Below are 16706 nucleotides of genomic sequence, written 5' to 3'. Positions count from 1 at the left end.
GTAAATGTTTTTTCCATTATAGCACAGGAGAGAACACCAAAGTCTTGCACCGCTTAAATAACATGTCTGGCCGCCTGAATGACAAAAAAACAGCACCTCTACGGTGCTGCAGCATTGATTTAGTATTTTTCCTTCAGCATCTCGCCATGCCTGTTAAAAGTTTCGATGGCCGAAACTGCCAGCTCTTTGTTCATCATCTTTTCAAAGATATTATAAGGGATGGTGACTGAATGGGCGCCGGAGGCCAGGGTCTGTATAACCTGATTGGTATTCTTAAAGCTTGCGCCGAGAATCTCACAGTTCAGCTGACGCTCATCAATAAAATCGCGGATGATGGAAACGGCTTTGTAAGGGTCCAGGTCATTGTTGGACATGCGGTTAATATAAGGCGCAATACTGTTACAGCCTGCCAGCGCAGCAAATATCCCCTGATCCGCAGAGTAAACGGCTGTTCCCAGAATCTTACAGTCTGGATATTTTTCGCGTATCTGCTTTACCACCTCCAGTCCTGCGATGTCCATTGGTATTTTAAGGCCGATTCGCCCCTCGCCGTCAAGAGCCAGAATGGTCTCACAGTCCTCCAGACGCTCCTCTACTGTTTCGCCGATGGTCTGCACATAGATAAAAGGCACTCCTTCCTCCAGAATTTCGCGCACCTTTTCCGCTCTGGGGGTCCGCTCGTTAAGAAGAATGGTCGGATTGGTGGTAACACCTTTAAAAACACCGGTTTTCATAGCCTTTCTGATTTCCTCAATATTAGCTGTATCTAAAAACATTTTTTATTCCTCCCTTTATTTTGTCCAACGATTATAACAAAACTGTCTTAAAATTTTTCAAAAAAAGCTCCGGAGTCAGTTTTTCTGATCTCCGGAGCCTTTTTCGTCCCAAATGATTTTTTAATAAGCTTCCACAAACAATTCAAAGTATTCTCTGCCGTGCTTGCAGGCCGGGCATACCTTTGGTGCTTCCTTGCCTTCACTGATATAGCCGCAGTTGCCGCATTTCCATTTAACGGATTCTGAGCGTTTGAAGACACGTTCCTTTTCAATGTTTTCAGCTAATTTTAAATAGCGGGCTTCGTGGGCCTTTTCAACCTCTACAATATATTTGAAGGTAGCCGCAATGTCTTTAAAGCCTTCTTCTTCAGCGGTTTTTCCAAAGTTATTGTACAGGTCGCTCCATTCTTCACGTTCGCCGGCTGCGGCGTTGATCAGATTGGTGCGGGTGTCGTCGCTCAGGCTGACAGGATATTCCGCAGTAAAACCAACCATCATGGCTTCGCCGTCCAGACCTTCATTTTCCACGATGTATTTGTAGAACATTTCTGCATGTTCTTTTTCATTGGCTGCTGTTTCCAGGAAAATGTTCTGGATCTGAATATAGCCTTCCTTTTTAGCTTTTGACGCAAAAAAAGTATAGCGGTTGCGTGCCTGGCTTTCACCTGCAAATGCCTTCATCAGATTTTCCAGTGTTTTCGTTCCTTTTAATTTACCCATTTTGTTTATTCCTCCTTGAAACAAGACGTTCTGTTAGTATTTATACACTTATTCCAGAGGAATAAACAGGTTCTTTAAATCTTTTTAACGCTCATAGGTCCGTATGAGGTTCTCGGCAACCTGCCGGGGCGATATCCGCATGTCCATGGCCTGCTTCTGGATATAACGATGAGCCTGTTCCTCGGTCATGTCCAGGTAGCCCATCAGGCACAGCTTAGCCCGGTAAATGATCTTAATATCATCCATTTTTTTCTGCAGTTTTTCGTTCTGTTCCTTAAGGCGCTGCATTTTTGCCTTTGAGTTCAGTACAAACTTGATGTTCTGGGTCAAAAGCTGGCGGTTGATGGGCTTAGACACCACGAAAGCCGTTGTGTCCATCAACTTGGCCTCCACCTGGTCTGCCAGCTCATTTTTCACGATAAGCACAACGCCGATCAGATACTTTTCGATGGTATCAAGGGCCAGCTCTATGCCAAATTCATCGCCCAGGGGGGTATTGATAATGACCATATCATACTCAATTTCCTGAAGGCGCCTTCGGCCTTCACTGCCGGAGGGAACTGCGTCGACCATGCTAAACTCCATGCCCCGCATGATCTCTGTCAGTGCTTTTGTTATCTCATTCTGCCTGCATACCAACAACACATTACTCATTATTTCATCCCCCCTTCCTTCAGATTTTTGTTTTTCCTAAATCAGAAGGTTGAAAAATAACGGTCGATTTCCCACTCGTGGACCATTCCGATGTATTGTCTCCATTCCCAGCTTTTGAGCTGAATATATTTCTGTGCTGTTTTCTCGCCGAGAACTTCTGCTACCAAGGTGTCCTTTTCCATTTCTCCCAGCGCCTCCCTTAATGTCATGGGCAGCTTTTGAAGCTTTGCGGGTGCTTCCCCCAGCGGGTTCATCAGAGGCAGTTTCTTTTCAATGCCCTCAAGGCCGGCAGCCAGAATCAGCGCAAAGGTAAGATAGGGATTGCAGGCAGGGTCCGGGCTTCTGAGCTCCATACGGCAGTAATCGCCCACAGCGGCCGGAATACGGATAAGCGGCGAACGGGAGCCATAGCCCCAGCTGACAGTCTGAGGCGCCTCATAGCCATCCATCAGGCGCTTGTAGGAATTGACCAGCGGATTGGATACAGCGCTGATCCCACGGATATGCGCGAGCACACCGGCGGCAAACCATCTGGCTTCATCGGTCAGCCCGCCGAAATCACTGGTAAAGACATTTTCGTTGTCTTTCATAAGAGACATATTGATGTGCATGCCGCTGCCTGGCTGCCCGTTAAGGGGCTTTGGCATAAAGGTAGCATGCAGGCCGTTGCGCTGGGCAATGGTTTTGACCACTGTTTTAAAGGTCATAATATTGTCTGCCGACTCCAGGGCACCGCTGTATTTAAAGTCGATTTCGTGCTGTCCCCGGGCCGATTCATGATGAGAGCTTTCGATTTCAAAGCCCATTTCCTCCAGTGTCAGGATAATCTCCCGCCGTGTATTTTCGCCCCGGTCAAAGGGGGCCAGGTCAAAATAGCCGGCGCTGTCAACCGGCTCTCTGGTCGGCTCTCCGTTTTCACCCAGGCGGAACAGAAAAAATTCGCATTCTGCGCCCACGTTAAAGCGATAACCCAGCTTCTCGGCTTTTTTCATCTGCTCCTTCAATATATAACGGCTGTCTCCCTCAAAATTCGTACCGTCCGGGTATTTCACATCGCAGAGAATTCTGGCGACCTTTCCCTGCTGCGGGCGCCAGGGCAGAATTTGAAGCGTAGACAGGTCCGGATGCAGGATCAGGTCAGAATGATCCGCGTCCAGATAGCCCGCCACAGAATTGGCGTCAAAGGGCACACCATAGAGGATGGCACGCTCGATCTGCTCGTTGGATATGGCAATATTTTTACTCTGTCCATAAATATCACAGAACTGCATCCGGATAAATTTAATATCATTTTCCTCGATATAGCTGACCGCATCGAGTGTTTTTTTGCCAAGATTCATTTTCTCTCTCCTTAATACGCTGTATATAAATCATTATAAGGATTGTTGGCACCTGGTGTCAATTTATAAAAGGGTTTTGCTAAAATCTCCTTAATATCAGCGTCAAAATAATGACAATAATTTTCAATAAAAGCCATGGCTGGCTCCAGCATTGCAGGCGTACACAGCTCTGCCACTACCTGCGGTGCCAGCTCTGTCGGCGGCACATCACTGCGGATATACATTGCTCCGCCGTGCATACCCGTGCCGCAGTAGCCGCCTGCCGGAAAAGCGCTGTCCACGCCCAGCCCCAGAACCACAATGGTTCCGCCGGCCTGATACTCGCCCAAAAAAGAGCCGACCTTACCGCCGATCACCACCACAGGCTGGTGCTCCATATAGGCTTTCATATGAATGCCTACGCGGTAGCCCCCGTTATCGCGGATGTAGATGCTGCCGCCGCGCATTCCATAGCCCAGGGTATCGCCACCGTTTCCGTAGACCACGATATCGCCGTTATCCATGGTGTCTCCCACTGCATCCTGCACGTTGCCGTAAACGGTGATATTCGTGCCGCTAAGATATGCGCCCATGGCGTTTCCCGGTGTGCCGTAAACCGTAATGTCCTTATTCTTAACACCGGTACCGATATAGCGCTGGCCCAGAACCCCCTTGATGATAATCTCACGATCCTCTGCTGCCTTTACCTCGCGGTTCAGCTCTGTATAATATTTTTTTCCTGCTTCAATGATCATCCTTGTTCCTCCTAATGCTCTGCGCTGAGCTTCGCATAACGTTCTCCCGGGTTAAAAGCCATCAGGCCCGGCTCTTTTATCAGCATTTCCATATCCACTGTCTCCAGCGGAGTCTGTTCGCGGATCATATCGGTGTAAATACCGCCGCGATCGCAGTTGCCAATGATGATATAGCCCTTTAAAACGCCGTCCTTTGTATAAAACTTTTTATAGCTTTCATCAGTTTTGACGGTGATGGATTCACCGATGCGGCTGCCTGCCGTCAGCATATACAGGCCCAGAAGCCCCATAGAATTTACCGGAAAGGCCTTTTCGTACACAGCGCTGCCACCAGCCATATTTTGTCCTGCCACCTCACCCTGCAGATAAGCGTTTGGAAGAATCGCCATGTTTTTAGCCGTCTGTGAGGTAATATCATAGCTCTGTGTGCAGTCTCCAGCCGCGTAAATATCCTTCAGGCTGGTCTGCTGGTGATCATCGGTCACAATCCCGCGTTCCACCTTTCCGCCCGCCTGCTCAACCAGTGACATCTCCGGTCTTGTTCCCACCGCCAGAATGAGAATGTCATAAGGGAGAAGCTCGCCGTCACTCAGAGTGACCTCCATATCGCCGATTTCAGTAATACTGGTTTCCAGCTTTAAAACCATTCCCTGGCTGGTCAAATGCGCCTCGATAATCTCAGCGCTTTCTGTATCCAGAACACTGGGCAGCACCCGGTCTGCCAGATCTACTACCGTCACACCTGCACACTGTCCCACAACTGCTTCAGCTGCCTTCAGGCCAATGAGCCCTGCGCCTAAAATGACAACTTTAGAATTTCTATCCAGAATCTCACCCACGCCAGCCGCGTCATCCATGGTTGTAAAGGTAAAGGTATTTTTAGCTGTTTCCCTGCCCTTGATCGGCGGCACAAAGGGAACAGAGCCCGTTGCGACTAAGAGCTTTTCATAGGTAACAGACCCGCCGCCTGCCAGGTATACCTGCTTCTTTTGAACATCAATACGTTCTGCCTTTGTGCCAAGTATTACCTCACACGCGTTTTTTTCATAAAAATCCTCATCCCGGTAAATCATTTTCTCCTGAGAAACCTTACCCTCCAGCCAGTAGGAGATCAACGGTCTTGAATAGGTGTGGTGTTTTTCCGCGCTGATAATCGTAATGCTGCCGTCCGTGTCTTCTCTGCGGATACCCGTGACACCACCGATGGCTCCGGCGGAATTTCCAATGATCAAATATTTTGTCTTATTCATTGACAGCACCTCTTTCTTCAAAAACAATGGCACGGTTCGGACAGTTTTTAACACAGGCCGGCTCACCGCCATTTTCCGTGCACAGTTCACATTTCAGCATGGTTTTCGTGTGACCGACCACCAGACACCCGTATGGGCACATGGCAATACAGGTACGGCAGCCCACACAGCGTGTATCGTCGATTTTGATCACGCCATCTTCCCCGATCGATAAAGCGCCGGTTATGCAGCCCTTGACGCAGTAGGGTGTCTTGCAGTGGCGGCAGGAAACCGCAAAATGGATTTCCTCTCCGTTTTCCACACCATCCTCCACACGGATGCGCGGCAATGGTTTTTCTTTTTTATTAAAGGCCTTGAACATATCCTCCTCACCGGAGTTTGCAAAAGCGCACTGATATTCGCAAAGGTGACAGCCCAGGCACCATTCTTCATTTACATATACTCGTTTCATTGTTTATTTTCTCCTCGGTTTTGTTCTCAATAAACCTTTGTTTATCGCTTCTCACGACCGCGTCTTTATTTGAAAAAGCCTTGATTTTTCCTTCGGAAGGCTTTTTCAAACAAGACGTTAGCCTCATGCGCTCGTCCGCTCACCTGCCGGTTCGCTTTTCACTCGCTGCTAATTTCTTCCAGAAATTGGACTCGGCGTCATTCCCCTGCATGTTTAATACCTAATATTTCCAATTCCTTATCGGACAGGCCGATGCCGCGCAGCATCAGACGGTTTCCTTTCAGGGACTCAATGGAGTTGATACCCATGCCGCCCATCATTTCCTGAATTTCATGATTCCAGGCGCGCATGAGGTTTGTGAGACGTTCTGCGCCAATTTCCGGGTTCAGCCGTTTTACAAGATCCTCGCGCTGAGTGGCGATTCCCCAGTTGCAGCGGCCGCTCTGGCAGTGGCGGCATAAATGACAGCCGAGCGCCAGAAGGGCGGCCGTGCCGATATAGCAGGCATCTGCGCCAAGGGCAATGGCCTTAACCACGTCGGCGGAGCTGCGGATGCTGCCGCCGACAACAATGGAGATATCATTGCGGATCTGCTCATCCCGCAGACGCTGGTCCACAGCTGCCAGCGCAAGCTCAATGGGAATTCCGACATTATCGCGGATACGGGTCGGCGCTGCGCCTGTACCTCCTCTAAAGCCATCAATGGCAATAATATCCGCGCCTGAGCGCGCGATCCCTGAGGCAATGGCTGCCACATTGTGGACCGCGGCAATTTTGACAATCACCGGCTTGGTATAGCCAGTGGCTTCTTTTAAGGAAAAAATCAACTGCCGCAGGTCCTCAATGGAATAAATATCATGATGCGGCGCCGGTGAAATCGCATCGGCCCCTTCTGGGATCATACGTGTTTCGGATACCTTTTCTCCAATTTTTTTGCCGGGCAAATGACCGCCGATGCCGGGCTTTGCCCCTTGTCCCATTTTAATTTCAATGGCTGCGCCGGCCATCAGGTAATCCTCATGCACTCCAAAGCGGCCTGAAGCTACCTGAACAATGGTATTATGGCCATAGGGATACAGGCCCCTGTTCAAGCCGCCCTCACCGGTATTGTAACAGGTTCCAAGCTCCGCTGCCGCGCGGGCAAGGGATTTATGGGCATTTTCACTGATAGAGCCATAGGACATGGCCGAAAACATGATGGGCAGCTCCAGCTCAATCTGTGGCGGAATCTCAGAAATAATATTTCCCTTTTTATCCATCTCCAGATGACCCGGCTTTTTACCCAGGAATACTTTGGTTTCCATGGGTTCACGCAGCGGGTCGATGGATGGATTGGTTACCTGGCTGGCATTGATGAGCATTTTATCCCAGTATACCGGATATTCGTTTGGATTTCCCATGGAGGACAGCAGAACGCCGCCGCTGTCAGCCTGACGATAAACCTCCTCGATGGTACTCTGTTTCCAGTTGTAATTTTCTTTGAACTGGTTGTCGGTTTTGACAATTTTAAGGGCGCGTGTCGGGCACATACTCACACAGCGCTGGCAGTCCACACAGCCGGTTTCGTCTGCCTTCATGACATCCAGCTCCGCGTCGTAGCTGTGCACATCGTTGGAGCACTGCCTTTCACAGACACGGCATTTGATGCAGCGGTTTGGATTTCTGACAATTTCATATTGCGGATAAATATAATTGATTCCCATTGTTTATTCTCCTTCACGATTCACTCGGACAATGATGGGTTCACCGCCCTTTGGCGCCCAGATATTACCTACATCCGGACATACTGCGCGGATCGCGCTCTCCTCACTGGCGATATAAACCACATCGTCCTTTTCTCCTGCCACCATCGAACGCAGCTTCAGCCGGTCGTTCAAAGCCATTAATCCATCGGTAAAGCCACACATGATTGAAAATGGGCCGGTGATCAGCAAACTGGCAAAGGTGTTGCGCAGCGTTTTAAAGCGTCTGGCCCTTTCTGGCTGCATCTTTTCGATTTCTTCCCAGAAAGGCGCGGCAATAATGCTGGCGATGTCCTCAAAATCAAAGCCCTGCTTTCGGTTCAGAAAATCAATAATATAGGTGATAACCTCGGTATCGGTCAAGAGGGTGCATTTATAATCGAACATCTCAATAAAACGCCGGTTTGCATCGTAGGAGGAAATTTCCCCGTTATGGACAATGGAGTAATCCAGAAGGGCAAAGGGATGAGCGCCTCCCCACCAGCCCGGCGTATTGGTCGGGTAGCGCCCGTGCGCGGTCCAGCAGTAGCCGTCATATTCCTCAAGCTTGTAAAAATCACCGACATCCTCAGGAAACCCAACCGCTTTAAAAACGCCCATGTTCTTTCCGCTTGAAAAGATATAGGCGCCGTCGATGTAAGTATTGATATAAAATACCGTATCAACAATGAATTTTTCTTCATCAATTTCTCCCTTCTCCTCCTGTATTTTGGTGAAGATCGGATCGACAAAGTAACGCCATATCAGAGGCTCGTCTTTGATATTTTTATTTTTACGCACGGGTATCCGGCTCAGATTGACCACGTCAAAGTATTTATCCAGATAGCGCTCCGTTTCCTGTCTGGCCTTAAAGTCGTCATAAAAGACATGAAAGGCATAAGAGTCTGCGTATTCCGGGTAAATCCCATATCCTGCAAAGCCGCCGCCCAGACCGTTGGAGCGATCATGCATCACCGCAATGGAATCCACAATCTGGCTGCCGTTAATCACGGGCTTTCCCTTTTTATGTATGATTCCCGAGATCGCACAACCGCTTGGGATTCTGATCTGTCCTTCTTTTTTTAACATAGCTCTCTCCTTCTTTTACATAAATTGAATACCGCATTGTCTCTGAATTAAAACAATAAAAAAAGAACATGACGAACCAACCCCTGACCAAAACTTCAAAAAATTTTATTTTGAACTCACATATGTTAGTTTGGATAACGCCAGTGTTGTCCATCTTTACATACGCAGTCTGTTTTGATCCTGTACGGTTCGAACGCCATTGTTCTTAATCGAGTACTTATTTATTTTTATTATTTATACCATAGATTGTATACAAGTTCAATCAAAAAAGAATTGATAAGGATTGCAAAATGTATACAATATGCTTTTGTAAAATTATTGTAATCCTGATAACCGTTTCAGTGTATTTTTCTTTAAAAACCCCTTTACAAGCCCCTGAAATTAGTCTATAATGACATCACAACTTGAAAGAAACGCGGAAACAACATTCCGCAATTGAAGATAGCAATGGTGCTGTTGAGAGTGTTTTCGCACTTTTAATAGCGCCTTTTTTTATTATCTTCACCGCTTGAGTTCAAAAGTTAATGACGGTATCTTTCTTCCACAGGCAGTTGCATCTATTTTACCGACGATAAATGCTTCCTTAAAACGAACTGTTTATAAGTTCCTCAGGATACCTTAATTAATCGGCGGAGAAACACCTCAATTTCTCCGCTTCCCTCATGGAACGATGACCGCAGCAGAGGAATCTCCCTTTCCTCTGTCCGGTTAATCTTTCCCTTTACATTATAATCGACCCCATGTATCATTATCATACGCAGGAAAAATAAAATCATATTATCTATATTTAGGAGGCTGTTATGTCTGAAGAGTTAGAAGTAAAAGATTGTAAGAATGACGTTATTGATCTTTTCGGTTCAAAAGTGTTTAATATTACGGTAATGCGTAAGCGCCTGCCAAAGCACATTTACAAATCCATGATGAGTACCATCAAAGAGGACACCCCTCTGGATGAAAACGTGGCTGAAGTAGTTGCAAATGCCATGAAGGACTGGGCTTTAGAGCAGGGCGCTACCCACTTCACACACTGGTTCCAGCCAATGACCGGTATCACCGCGGAAAAACACGACGCTTTTATCAGCCCGACTGAAGAAGGCAAGGTCATCATGGAATTCTCCGGCAAAGAACTGATCAAGGGTGAACCGGATGCTTCCTCTTTTCCTTCCGGCGGCCTTCGCGCAACCTTTGAAGCCAGAGGCTACACCGCGTGGGACCCGACCTCCTTTGCTTTTGTGAAAGGGACTACCCTGTATATTCCAACAACCTTTATTTCTTACTCCGGTGAAATTCTGGATAAAAAAACACCGCTTTTAAGATCCATGAAGGTCATCAGTGACGAAGCCATCCGTATTCTCAGGCTCTTTGGCAAAACGGATGTTAAAAAGGTTACAACCACGGTCGGCGCTGAGCAGGAATATTTCCTGATTGAAAGAGATATGTACAAGAAACGCAAGGACTTGATCCTCACCGGCAGAACCCTGTTCGGCTCAAAAGCCCCTAAGGGCCAGGAGAAGGAAGACCACTACTTTGGCCGTATCCGCGGACGTGTCTGCCACTTCATGCGTGATGTTGACCGTGAATTATGGGAGCTTGGCATTCCTTCAAAAACCCGCCACAACGAGGTTGCCCCTGCGCAGCATGAGCTGGCGCCTGTTTTCTCAACCTCCAACCTGGCTACTGACAACAACCAGCTGATCATGGAAACTCTGCAGAGGGTCGCTTTCAGGCACGACCTGCAATGCCTGCTTCATGAAAAGCCCTTTGCCGGCGTCAATGGCTCCGGTAAACACAATAACTGGGCTTTAAGCACAGATACTGGTGAAAACCTGCTGAATCCTGGTAAAACACCTTCCGAAAATTTACAGTTTTTAACCTTCCTGGTCGCTGTTATCGAAGCGGTTGACCGCTATCCTGAGTTACTGCGCTGTACGGTTGCCAGTGCCGGCAACGACCACCGTCTCGGCGCAAACGAAGCGCCGCCGGCCATTGTGTCCATCTTCCTGGGCGATCAGCTGACACCGGCCCTCAAATCGCTCGAAACCGGCAAGCCGGTCGAAGAAGCAAAGGATCTGGTTATGGACCTGGGCGTTGACGCAGTTCCGAACTTCATTGTCGACGCAACCGACCGTAACCGTACTTCACCTTTTGCCTTTACCGGCAATAAGTTTGAATTCAGAATGCTCGGCTCAAACCAGTCGATCGCTGGTCCGAACATTGCGCTCAATACCATGGTTGCCGAGGTACTTGGCGAATTTGCCGATAAGCTGGAAGCCGCCGATGATTTCAAAACCGCATTGATCGACCTGTTAAGAGAATCTCTTAAAGAACATAAGCGGGTTGTCTTCAACGGTAATAACTATTCTGAAGAGTGGGTTGAAGAGGCAGAACGCCGAGGCTTACCAAACCTGAAGGCCACACCGGACGCTTTCGCAACTTACTGTGAACCCAAAAACGTTGAGCTGTTTGACAAGCACGGCATTTACACCCACGGTGAGCTGGACGCCCGTCAGGAAATTCATTTTGAGGATTACAGCAAAACCCTTAATATTGAAGCCTTAACCATGCTGACCATGGCAAAACGTGAAATTCTTCCAGCTGTTCTGGACTACACCAAGGATCTGGCAGATATTTTAACCCAGAAAAAAGCCCTCGGTGATTTCATCGACGCAACTGCCGAAGAAACAGTCCTTCAAAACGTATCTAAATTATCCGGCTCTCTGGTTAAAAAAGTCGAAATTCTCGATAAGACTGTCATTGAAGCTCAGGGCATCGAAGATGTACAGGAACAGGCTCGTTTCTATCAAAACAAGGTCATTGAAGCCATGGAAAGCCTGCGTGCAACCGCAGACGAACTGGAAACCATGGTCGGTGAAAAATACTGGCCATTCCCCATCTATGAAGATCTGCTCTTTTATGTATAAAACACCTTTTAATCTATAATCCCTTCTCAATCGGCTCAAAGAGGAGCCCGTGATTCTGGAAAACGATCCAGAAACGGGCTCCTCTTTTTTTATTATAAAATTTACAAGGAGGTTCTTATGAAAAAATTAGAAATTGTCGTCAAGCCCGACATGCTGGAGGATTTGAAAGACCTTTTAAATACCTGCGATGTCCAAGGCATGATGATTACCAACATCATGGGCTATGGTAACCAAAAAGGCTTTAAAAAATCCTACCGGGGTACATCCTACACGGTAAACTTTTTGCCAAAAATCAAGGTCGAAACCATCACAGACGATGAGACTGCCGGCATCATCATCAAGCTGGTAACCGACCGCCTTACCACCGATGGCATCGGCGGCGGTAAAATTTTTGTTTACGACGTTGCCGATGTTATCCGCATCCGTACCGGGGAAACCGGCTCAGATGCCCTTTAATAACAATTCTATATCCAACCCTCTCCTATTTACAAAACCAATGAATAATATTCAAAACGCACTGATAACACTTTAATACTTAAACCATTATTTATCAACGGGGATAGATTTTGATTTTTACGCATCCTGTAAAAATCGAAACCAATCCCTTATTTTTTATTCAGAAAGAGGTCTTATTATGGAAATGCAACAATTAGCAGATATTGTATGGGTTTTTCTTGCGGCATGTCTTGTTATGTTCATGCAGCCTGGCTTTGCCATGGTGGAAACTGGCTTTACCCGGGCCAAAAACGCTGGTAATATTATCATGAAAAATTTCGTCGACTTTATGGTCGGCTCTGTCTTGTTCCTGTGTGTGGGCTTTGCCGTTATGTTTGGCGGCGACGGCGCTTTTATCGGCACCTCCGGTTTTTTTAACCCCACTTCTTTATCTCTGGAACAGTTTGACGCGGTTACCCCTGAGCTGTTCATTTTCTTCCAGACAGTTTTCTGTGCAACCGCAGCCACTATCGTATCCGGCGCTGTTGCCGGCAGAACAAAGTTTACGGCCTATTGTATCTGTTCTGCCTTTGTCAGCTTAATCATCTACCCGGTTTCGGGCCACTGGATCTGGGGCGGCGGGTGGCTTTCGCAGATGGGCTTTATCGACTTTGCCGGCTCCACCGCTGTCCACTCTGTCGGCGGCTGGGTTGCCCTGATGGGCGCTGTTATGGTCGGGCCGCGTATCGGTAAATACAATAAAGATGGCTCGGCCAATGCCATCCCCGGCCACTCGTTGACACTGGGGGCGCTGGGTGTGTTTATTCTGTGGTTCGCCTGGTTTGGCTTTAACTGTGGCTCTACCCTGGCCGTCAACGGCGACATCGGGCATATTGCCATGACCACGAATCTTGCTGCCTGTGCCGGCGGCTTAACCGTCATGTTCTTTACCTGGCTGCGCTATGGTAAGCCTGACGTCTCTATGACACTCAACGGTGTGCTGGCCGGACTGGTCGGCATCACTGCCGGCTGCCAGGTCATCACCCTGTGGGGCGCACTTCTCGTGGGTCTGATCTGTGGTATCACAGTCTCACTTCTGGTGCCTTTTATCGATGCCAGGCTCAAGATTGATGATCCCGTTGGCGCTATCAGCGTCCACGGCGGCTGCGGCGTCATGGGGACGCTGCTGGTCGGGCTTTTAGCCAACTACGCGCCAGGCACCGAGGATGCTGTCACCGGCCTGCTCTACGGCGGCGGCTCCTCCCTGCTGGGCGTGCAGCTCCTGGGCATCATCGCCGTAGCCGCCTGGGCCCTGGTGACCTCTGGAGTGATGTTCTTCATCATCAAGAAGTTCCACGGCCTCCGCGTTCCGCGCGTGGTCGAAATTGAAGGACTTGATGTTCATGAGCATGGCTGCGAAGCCTACGCAGACTTTGTAAGCAGAATCCAGTAAAACATCAAACCGTCAGAACACCACTATAAAACTCGCTCTCCTTCAGCAAGTCTCTCCATCTTCGGATGGGAGGCTTGTTTTTTTAGATTTCCGGGCATATAATAAGGCTAACCAACACGCAATAAAAAGGAGTTTTTATGAAAATTATTCTCGCCTCTGCGTCACCACGGCGCAGAGAACTCATGACACTAGCCGGTATTCCCTTTGAAGCCCGCCCGGTGGACGCTGACGAAACCATTATCTGCTGCACCCCACCCGAGGGGGCGGTCATGATGCTTGCCACCAGAAAAGCCCAGCTGGCTGCCGAACAATTTCCGGATGATCTCATCATCGGCGCAGACACAGTCGTTGCTGCCGGCAAACATATTTACGGCAAGCCTGCTACCAAGGAAGAGGCCTTTGAGACGCTGTCGGCGCTCTCCGGAAAAACGCATCAGGTCTTTACTGGTGTCTGTATTTACACCAAATCCGGTGAACGAAATGCCTTCTGCACGCGCACAGACGTTAGCTTCTTTCCTCTGTCTGAGGACGAAATACGGGCATATATTGCCACCGGAGAGCCTATGGACAAGGCCGGCGCTTACGGTATTCAGGGAATGGGCGCTCTGCTTGTGGAAAAGATCAATGGTGATTACTACAATGTGGTCGGCCTGCCCATCAGCCAACTTGTACGTGAGCTTAAAAGCTTTAAAGCGCAGATCAGCCTGTCCAAAGAATAAAGCGCCCTACTCTCCGTTAAAGAGTGAGGCCAGCACAATACTTGCCATAATCAAAGCAGCACCAAAAATACCGCTAAGCGTAAGGCGCTCCCCCAGTAAAAAAAATGAAAAGATGGCTGTAAAAATCGGCTCTGAGCATAGGGCCAGCGATACAAAAACAGCCGACAAATGCTTAAGCGCAACATTTTGAAGCAGATAGGCTATGACTGTACAGCCAAGGGCCAGATACACCACAGCGAACCATCCCGTAATACCAACCTGGCTGAGCACCTGACCATCTTCCAAAAAAAACGCAAAGACGAAGCAGATAACTGCCGCCACACCAGACTGAATGGTTGACAGTACTTCCGGCCCGATATTGGTTACATGCTTTGAACTGTAGGTAATGGTCGCTGCATAGGAAATCGAGCTAAGCAGGGCCAGCAGCTCACCGATTCCAAAGCGGAAGCCTCCCTGGCTTCCGCATAAAAAATAAAGGCCCAGCACTACCAGACCGACAAAGATAAGTGTCCGTTTTTTTAATTTCCTGCCCAGGACAATATAGGCCATAAACGGGGTGAAAATAACCGCCAGAGCCATCAAAAAACCCGCTATGGTCGCACTGCTGTAGATGAGCGCCAGCGTTGAAAAAATAAAGGCCGCAGCATTAAAAATACTGATGACCACTGCGTCTTTAAAATTATTTTTATTAACCTGTGTCTTAATTTTTTTGCGGAACAAACCATAGCAGATAATAAAGGCGACCAAAAAACGCAGGGCAAGACAATAAAAGGGACTGATGGTTTCCATTCCTATTTTAGCAACAGGATTCCCCAGTCCCCAGAACATGCACTGCAAAATGATAAAGCTTCCGTATATCATACTCTTTGAGTTTCTCATCATACACCATTTCCCGGACAGTCGTTTTTGTTTTGGGTGAGTACTATCCAGTCTAAGCTTTTCAGAACCATTCGTCAAGCAAATCTTCAAAATAAAAACCAGTTCGGATCTGCGTGATCCAAACTGGTCTGTTTTAATAAAGAGAATTAACGAACTGTAGCGTCATTTGTTTCTACAACCACTGCAGTAGGCTGCGGAGCTGCTTCTGATTCATCATTACCGGGCGTCTGGTCTGGAGTTGGAGCAGGCTCGGGTGTCGGCTCAGGTTCTGGTGCCGGTTCAGGCGTTGGTTCAGGCTCCGGTTCGGGTGTTGGCTCCGGAGTCGGTGCGGGGGCTGGTGCCGGCTCAGGCGTTGGCGTCGCTGCCGGTGTTTCCGGCGCTGACGGCGTTACAATTTGTTCAGGCGCAGCGTTGACTTCCTGTCTTGGCGCTGCGTTTTCCGTGCTCTGAAAAGCTGAAGACGGTTCTGTTTTGCGGTTTTCAGGCTGCTCCAGAGACTGTGTGATCATTGGCAGCGGAGGCTGTGACATCTGGAACGGGCTGGCATTAGGGTCCATATTGATGGCGTTGCCTTCTGCTTTGCGTTCAATGGGATGGCCCAGCACATTGATTTTACCGGTTGTCACACCACCTGTAATGTTGGCAGGTGAATTGACATACATGGTATTAATGCTGCCGTCTCCTCCAAGGGTCATCTGTGCCTCAGAGGCAAAATTATCAATTACAGCGCCGTTCGCCAAGGTAACGCTGCTTCCCTTCGCGCTGTCAGTCAGCAGCATGGTCTGGATATTTGCTCCCACAACAGCATCCACTCTCGCGTTGATATCAAGGGTTTCTACCGGAGCATTAACATTTAGACGGCAGCCTGCAGCACTCGAACTGACCACTACCTTTTTCATACTGCTGTTAATGGTAACCTCTGTTTGCTGTCCATCAATGACCATCTGCTCAACCCCGACATCAGGTGTAATGGTGAGATTACTGCCGCCGGCCACCTGAGAAATTTTAATCTCGGGGATTTTTCCTCCGATTTCGGCTGCTGCCGGACTGCTGACATAAAAGCTGTTGCCATGAGAAGCTTTATCGAGCCTTACAATCGTTCCGCTTTTATTGACGATAAGGTCCTGAAAACTGGTATTTTCCAGATGGACGGTTTTGCTGTCCGCATCGGGAATAACGAAAATGTCTCCATCCACCTGGGTATTGCGGACATAAATATCACCTTCCGCACTTCCCTCCCTAATGGTCATATCGCCCTGAATCCTTTCATTACTGGTCAGGGTCACAGACCCGTCGGCAGCGGTGACCGGTTCATTGGTATCATTGGCGCTAACATACTGCACGCAGCCAAAGACAAATAAAGCAATGACAGACATGACAGCAACCGTAGTTGCCATGGATTTTTTCTTCAAAATCGCATTCCCCCTTTTATAGAATTCAATTAACTTTATTGTACCCCAAAACGAGTGAAAGTCACAGTCTATTTCAGTAATAACAGAACGCTTTTGGTAAAATTAAGAAACCCGGCAGCCAATACCGGCTGCCGGGTAAAAAATCTCTTATA

The 16706-nt window shown here is 48.3% G+C and carries 15 protein-coding genes; 4 read left to right on the top strand and 11 right to left on the bottom strand.

The window, feature by feature from the left end; translation table 11 throughout:
- Positions 1–119: 119 nt before the first annotated feature.
- From FYJ53_RS01320 to FYJ53_RS01280, 9 genes are all read right to left on the bottom strand, one after another.
- A complete protein-coding gene (locus tag FYJ53_RS01320) occupies positions 120–776 on the bottom strand; it encodes a transaldolase family protein (RefSeq protein WP_090413918.1) in 657 nt (218 codons plus the stop codon).
- Between the two features lie 120 nt (positions 777–896).
- Entirely contained in the window at positions 897–1496 is a 600-nt protein-coding gene (gene rbr, locus FYJ53_RS01315; protein WP_013382441.1) for a rubrerythrin, read from the bottom strand.
- 84 nt (positions 1497–1580) lie between these two features.
- Positions 1581–2150, bottom strand: a complete 570-nt coding sequence (locus FYJ53_RS01310; protein WP_013382442.1) for an ANTAR domain-containing response regulator — start codon at positions 2148–2150, stop codon at positions 1581–1583.
- 41 nt (positions 2151–2191) lie between these two features.
- Positions 2192–3490: a type I glutamate--ammonia ligase gene (glnA, locus tag FYJ53_RS01305; protein WP_090413920.1), complete on the bottom strand. Its 1299-nt coding sequence runs from the start codon at positions 3488–3490 to the stop codon at positions 2192–2194.
- 11 nt (positions 3491–3501) lie between these two features.
- Entirely contained in the window at positions 3502–4224 is a 723-nt protein-coding gene (locus FYJ53_RS01300) for a glutamate synthase (RefSeq protein WP_148429172.1), read from the bottom strand.
- An 11-nt stretch (positions 4225–4235) separates the two neighbouring features.
- Positions 4236–5474, bottom strand: a complete 1239-nt coding sequence (locus FYJ53_RS01295) for an NAD(P)/FAD-dependent oxidoreductase (RefSeq protein ID WP_148429170.1) — start codon at positions 5472–5474, stop codon at positions 4236–4238.
- A complete protein-coding gene (locus FYJ53_RS01290) occupies positions 5467–5925 on the bottom strand; it encodes a 4Fe-4S dicluster domain-containing protein (protein ID WP_013382446.1) in 459 nt (152 codons plus the stop codon). The genes FYJ53_RS01295 and FYJ53_RS01290 overlap by 8 nt, the downstream gene beginning before the upstream one ends.
- A gap of 197 nt (positions 5926–6122) precedes the next feature.
- Positions 6123–7628, bottom strand: a complete 1506-nt coding sequence (locus FYJ53_RS01285; protein ID WP_148429168.1) for a glutamate synthase-related protein — start codon at positions 7626–7628, stop codon at positions 6123–6125.
- Between the two features lie 3 nt (positions 7629–7631).
- Positions 7632–8735, bottom strand: a complete 1104-nt coding sequence (locus tag FYJ53_RS01280; RefSeq protein WP_038352040.1) for a glutamine amidotransferase family protein — start codon at positions 8733–8735, stop codon at positions 7632–7634.
- Positions 8736–9535: 800 nt separating this feature from the next.
- Here FYJ53_RS01280 and FYJ53_RS01275 point away from each other — a divergent pair.
- The 4 genes from FYJ53_RS01275 (at position 9536) to FYJ53_RS01260 (ending at position 14263) form a co-directional block, all read left to right on the top strand.
- Positions 9536–11656: a glutamine synthetase III gene (locus tag FYJ53_RS01275; RefSeq protein ID WP_013382450.1), complete on the top strand. Its 2121-nt coding sequence runs from the start codon at positions 9536–9538 to the stop codon at positions 11654–11656.
- 117 nt (positions 11657–11773) lie between these two features.
- Positions 11774–12112 (top strand): P-II family nitrogen regulator, encoded by a 339-nt coding sequence (locus FYJ53_RS01270; protein ID WP_013382451.1) that lies wholly within the window; start codon positions 11774–11776, stop codon positions 12110–12112.
- 178 nt (positions 12113–12290) lie between these two features.
- Positions 12291–13544: an ammonium transporter gene (locus FYJ53_RS01265; RefSeq protein WP_148429166.1), complete on the top strand. Its 1254-nt coding sequence runs from the start codon at positions 12291–12293 to the stop codon at positions 13542–13544.
- A 137-nt stretch (positions 13545–13681) separates the two neighbouring features.
- Positions 13682–14263 (top strand): nucleoside triphosphate pyrophosphatase, encoded by a 582-nt coding sequence (locus FYJ53_RS01260; protein ID WP_090413932.1) that lies wholly within the window; start codon positions 13682–13684, stop codon positions 14261–14263.
- A gap of 6 nt (positions 14264–14269) precedes the next feature.
- On the opposite strand, the gene FYJ53_RS01255 is transcribed toward FYJ53_RS01260, so the two are convergent.
- Both FYJ53_RS01255 and FYJ53_RS21070 read right to left on the bottom strand, forming a co-directional pair.
- A complete protein-coding gene (locus FYJ53_RS01255) occupies positions 14270–15145 on the bottom strand; it encodes a DMT family transporter (RefSeq protein WP_090413934.1) in 876 nt (291 codons plus the stop codon).
- A gap of 143 nt (positions 15146–15288) precedes the next feature.
- Positions 15289–16554: a hypothetical protein gene (locus FYJ53_RS21070; RefSeq protein WP_187367946.1), complete on the bottom strand. Its 1266-nt coding sequence runs from the start codon at positions 16552–16554 to the stop codon at positions 15289–15291.
- Between the last annotated feature and the right edge of the window lie 152 nt (positions 16555–16706).

Origin of the sequence: Eubacterium sp. BL-380-WT-2B (assembly GCF_009696115.1) — a bacterium.
GTDB lineage: Bacteria > Bacillota > Clostridia > Eubacteriales > Eubacteriaceae > Eubacterium > Eubacterium callanderi.
Note: the sequence above shows the minus strand (reverse complement) of the source record. Positions and strands in the feature narration are given on the sequence as shown.

What these genes read in the sequence shown, in the direction of transcription:
- FYJ53_RS01320 (WP_090413918.1), bottom strand. Translation starts at nt 776, where the DNA reads ATGTTTTTAGATACAGCTAATATTGAGGAAATCAGAAAGGCTATGAAA.
- rbr (WP_013382441.1), bottom strand. Translation starts at nt 1,496, where the DNA reads ATGGGTAAATTAAAAGGAACGAAAACACTGGAAAATCTGATGAAGGCA.
- FYJ53_RS01310 (WP_013382442.1), bottom strand. Translation starts at nt 2,150, where the DNA reads ATGAGTAATGTGTTGTTGGTATGCAGGCAGAATGAGATAACAAAAGCA.
- glnA (WP_090413920.1), bottom strand. Translation starts at nt 3,490, where the DNA reads ATGAATCTTGGCAAAAAAACACTCGATGCGGTCAGCTATATCGAGGAA.
- FYJ53_RS01300 (WP_148429172.1), bottom strand. Translation starts at nt 4,224, where the DNA reads ATGATCATTGAAGCAGGAAAAAAATATTATACAGAGCTGAACCGCGAG.
- FYJ53_RS01295 (WP_148429170.1), bottom strand. Translation starts at nt 5,474, where the DNA reads ATGAATAAGACAAAATATTTGATCATTGGAAATTCCGCCGGAGCCATC.
- FYJ53_RS01290 (WP_013382446.1), bottom strand. Translation starts at nt 5,925, where the DNA reads ATGAAACGAGTATATGTAAATGAAGAATGGTGCCTGGGCTGTCACCTT.
- FYJ53_RS01285 (WP_148429168.1), bottom strand. Translation starts at nt 7,628, where the DNA reads ATGGGAATCAATTATATTTATCCGCAATATGAAATTGTCAGAAATCCA.
- FYJ53_RS01280 (WP_038352040.1), bottom strand. Translation starts at nt 8,735, where the DNA reads ATGTTAAAAAAAGAAGGACAGATCAGAATCCCAAGCGGTTGTGCGATC.
- FYJ53_RS01275 (WP_013382450.1), top strand. Translation starts at nt 9,536, where the DNA reads ATGTCTGAAGAGTTAGAAGTAAAAGATTGTAAGAATGACGTTATTGAT.
- FYJ53_RS01270 (WP_013382451.1), top strand. Translation starts at nt 11,774, where the DNA reads ATGAAAAAATTAGAAATTGTCGTCAAGCCCGACATGCTGGAGGATTTG.
- FYJ53_RS01265 (WP_148429166.1), top strand. Translation starts at nt 12,291, where the DNA reads ATGGAAATGCAACAATTAGCAGATATTGTATGGGTTTTTCTTGCGGCA.
- FYJ53_RS01260 (WP_090413932.1), top strand. Translation starts at nt 13,682, where the DNA reads ATGAAAATTATTCTCGCCTCTGCGTCACCACGGCGCAGAGAACTCATG.
- FYJ53_RS01255 (WP_090413934.1), bottom strand. Translation starts at nt 15,145, where the DNA reads ATGATGAGAAACTCAAAGAGTATGATATACGGAAGCTTTATCATTTTG.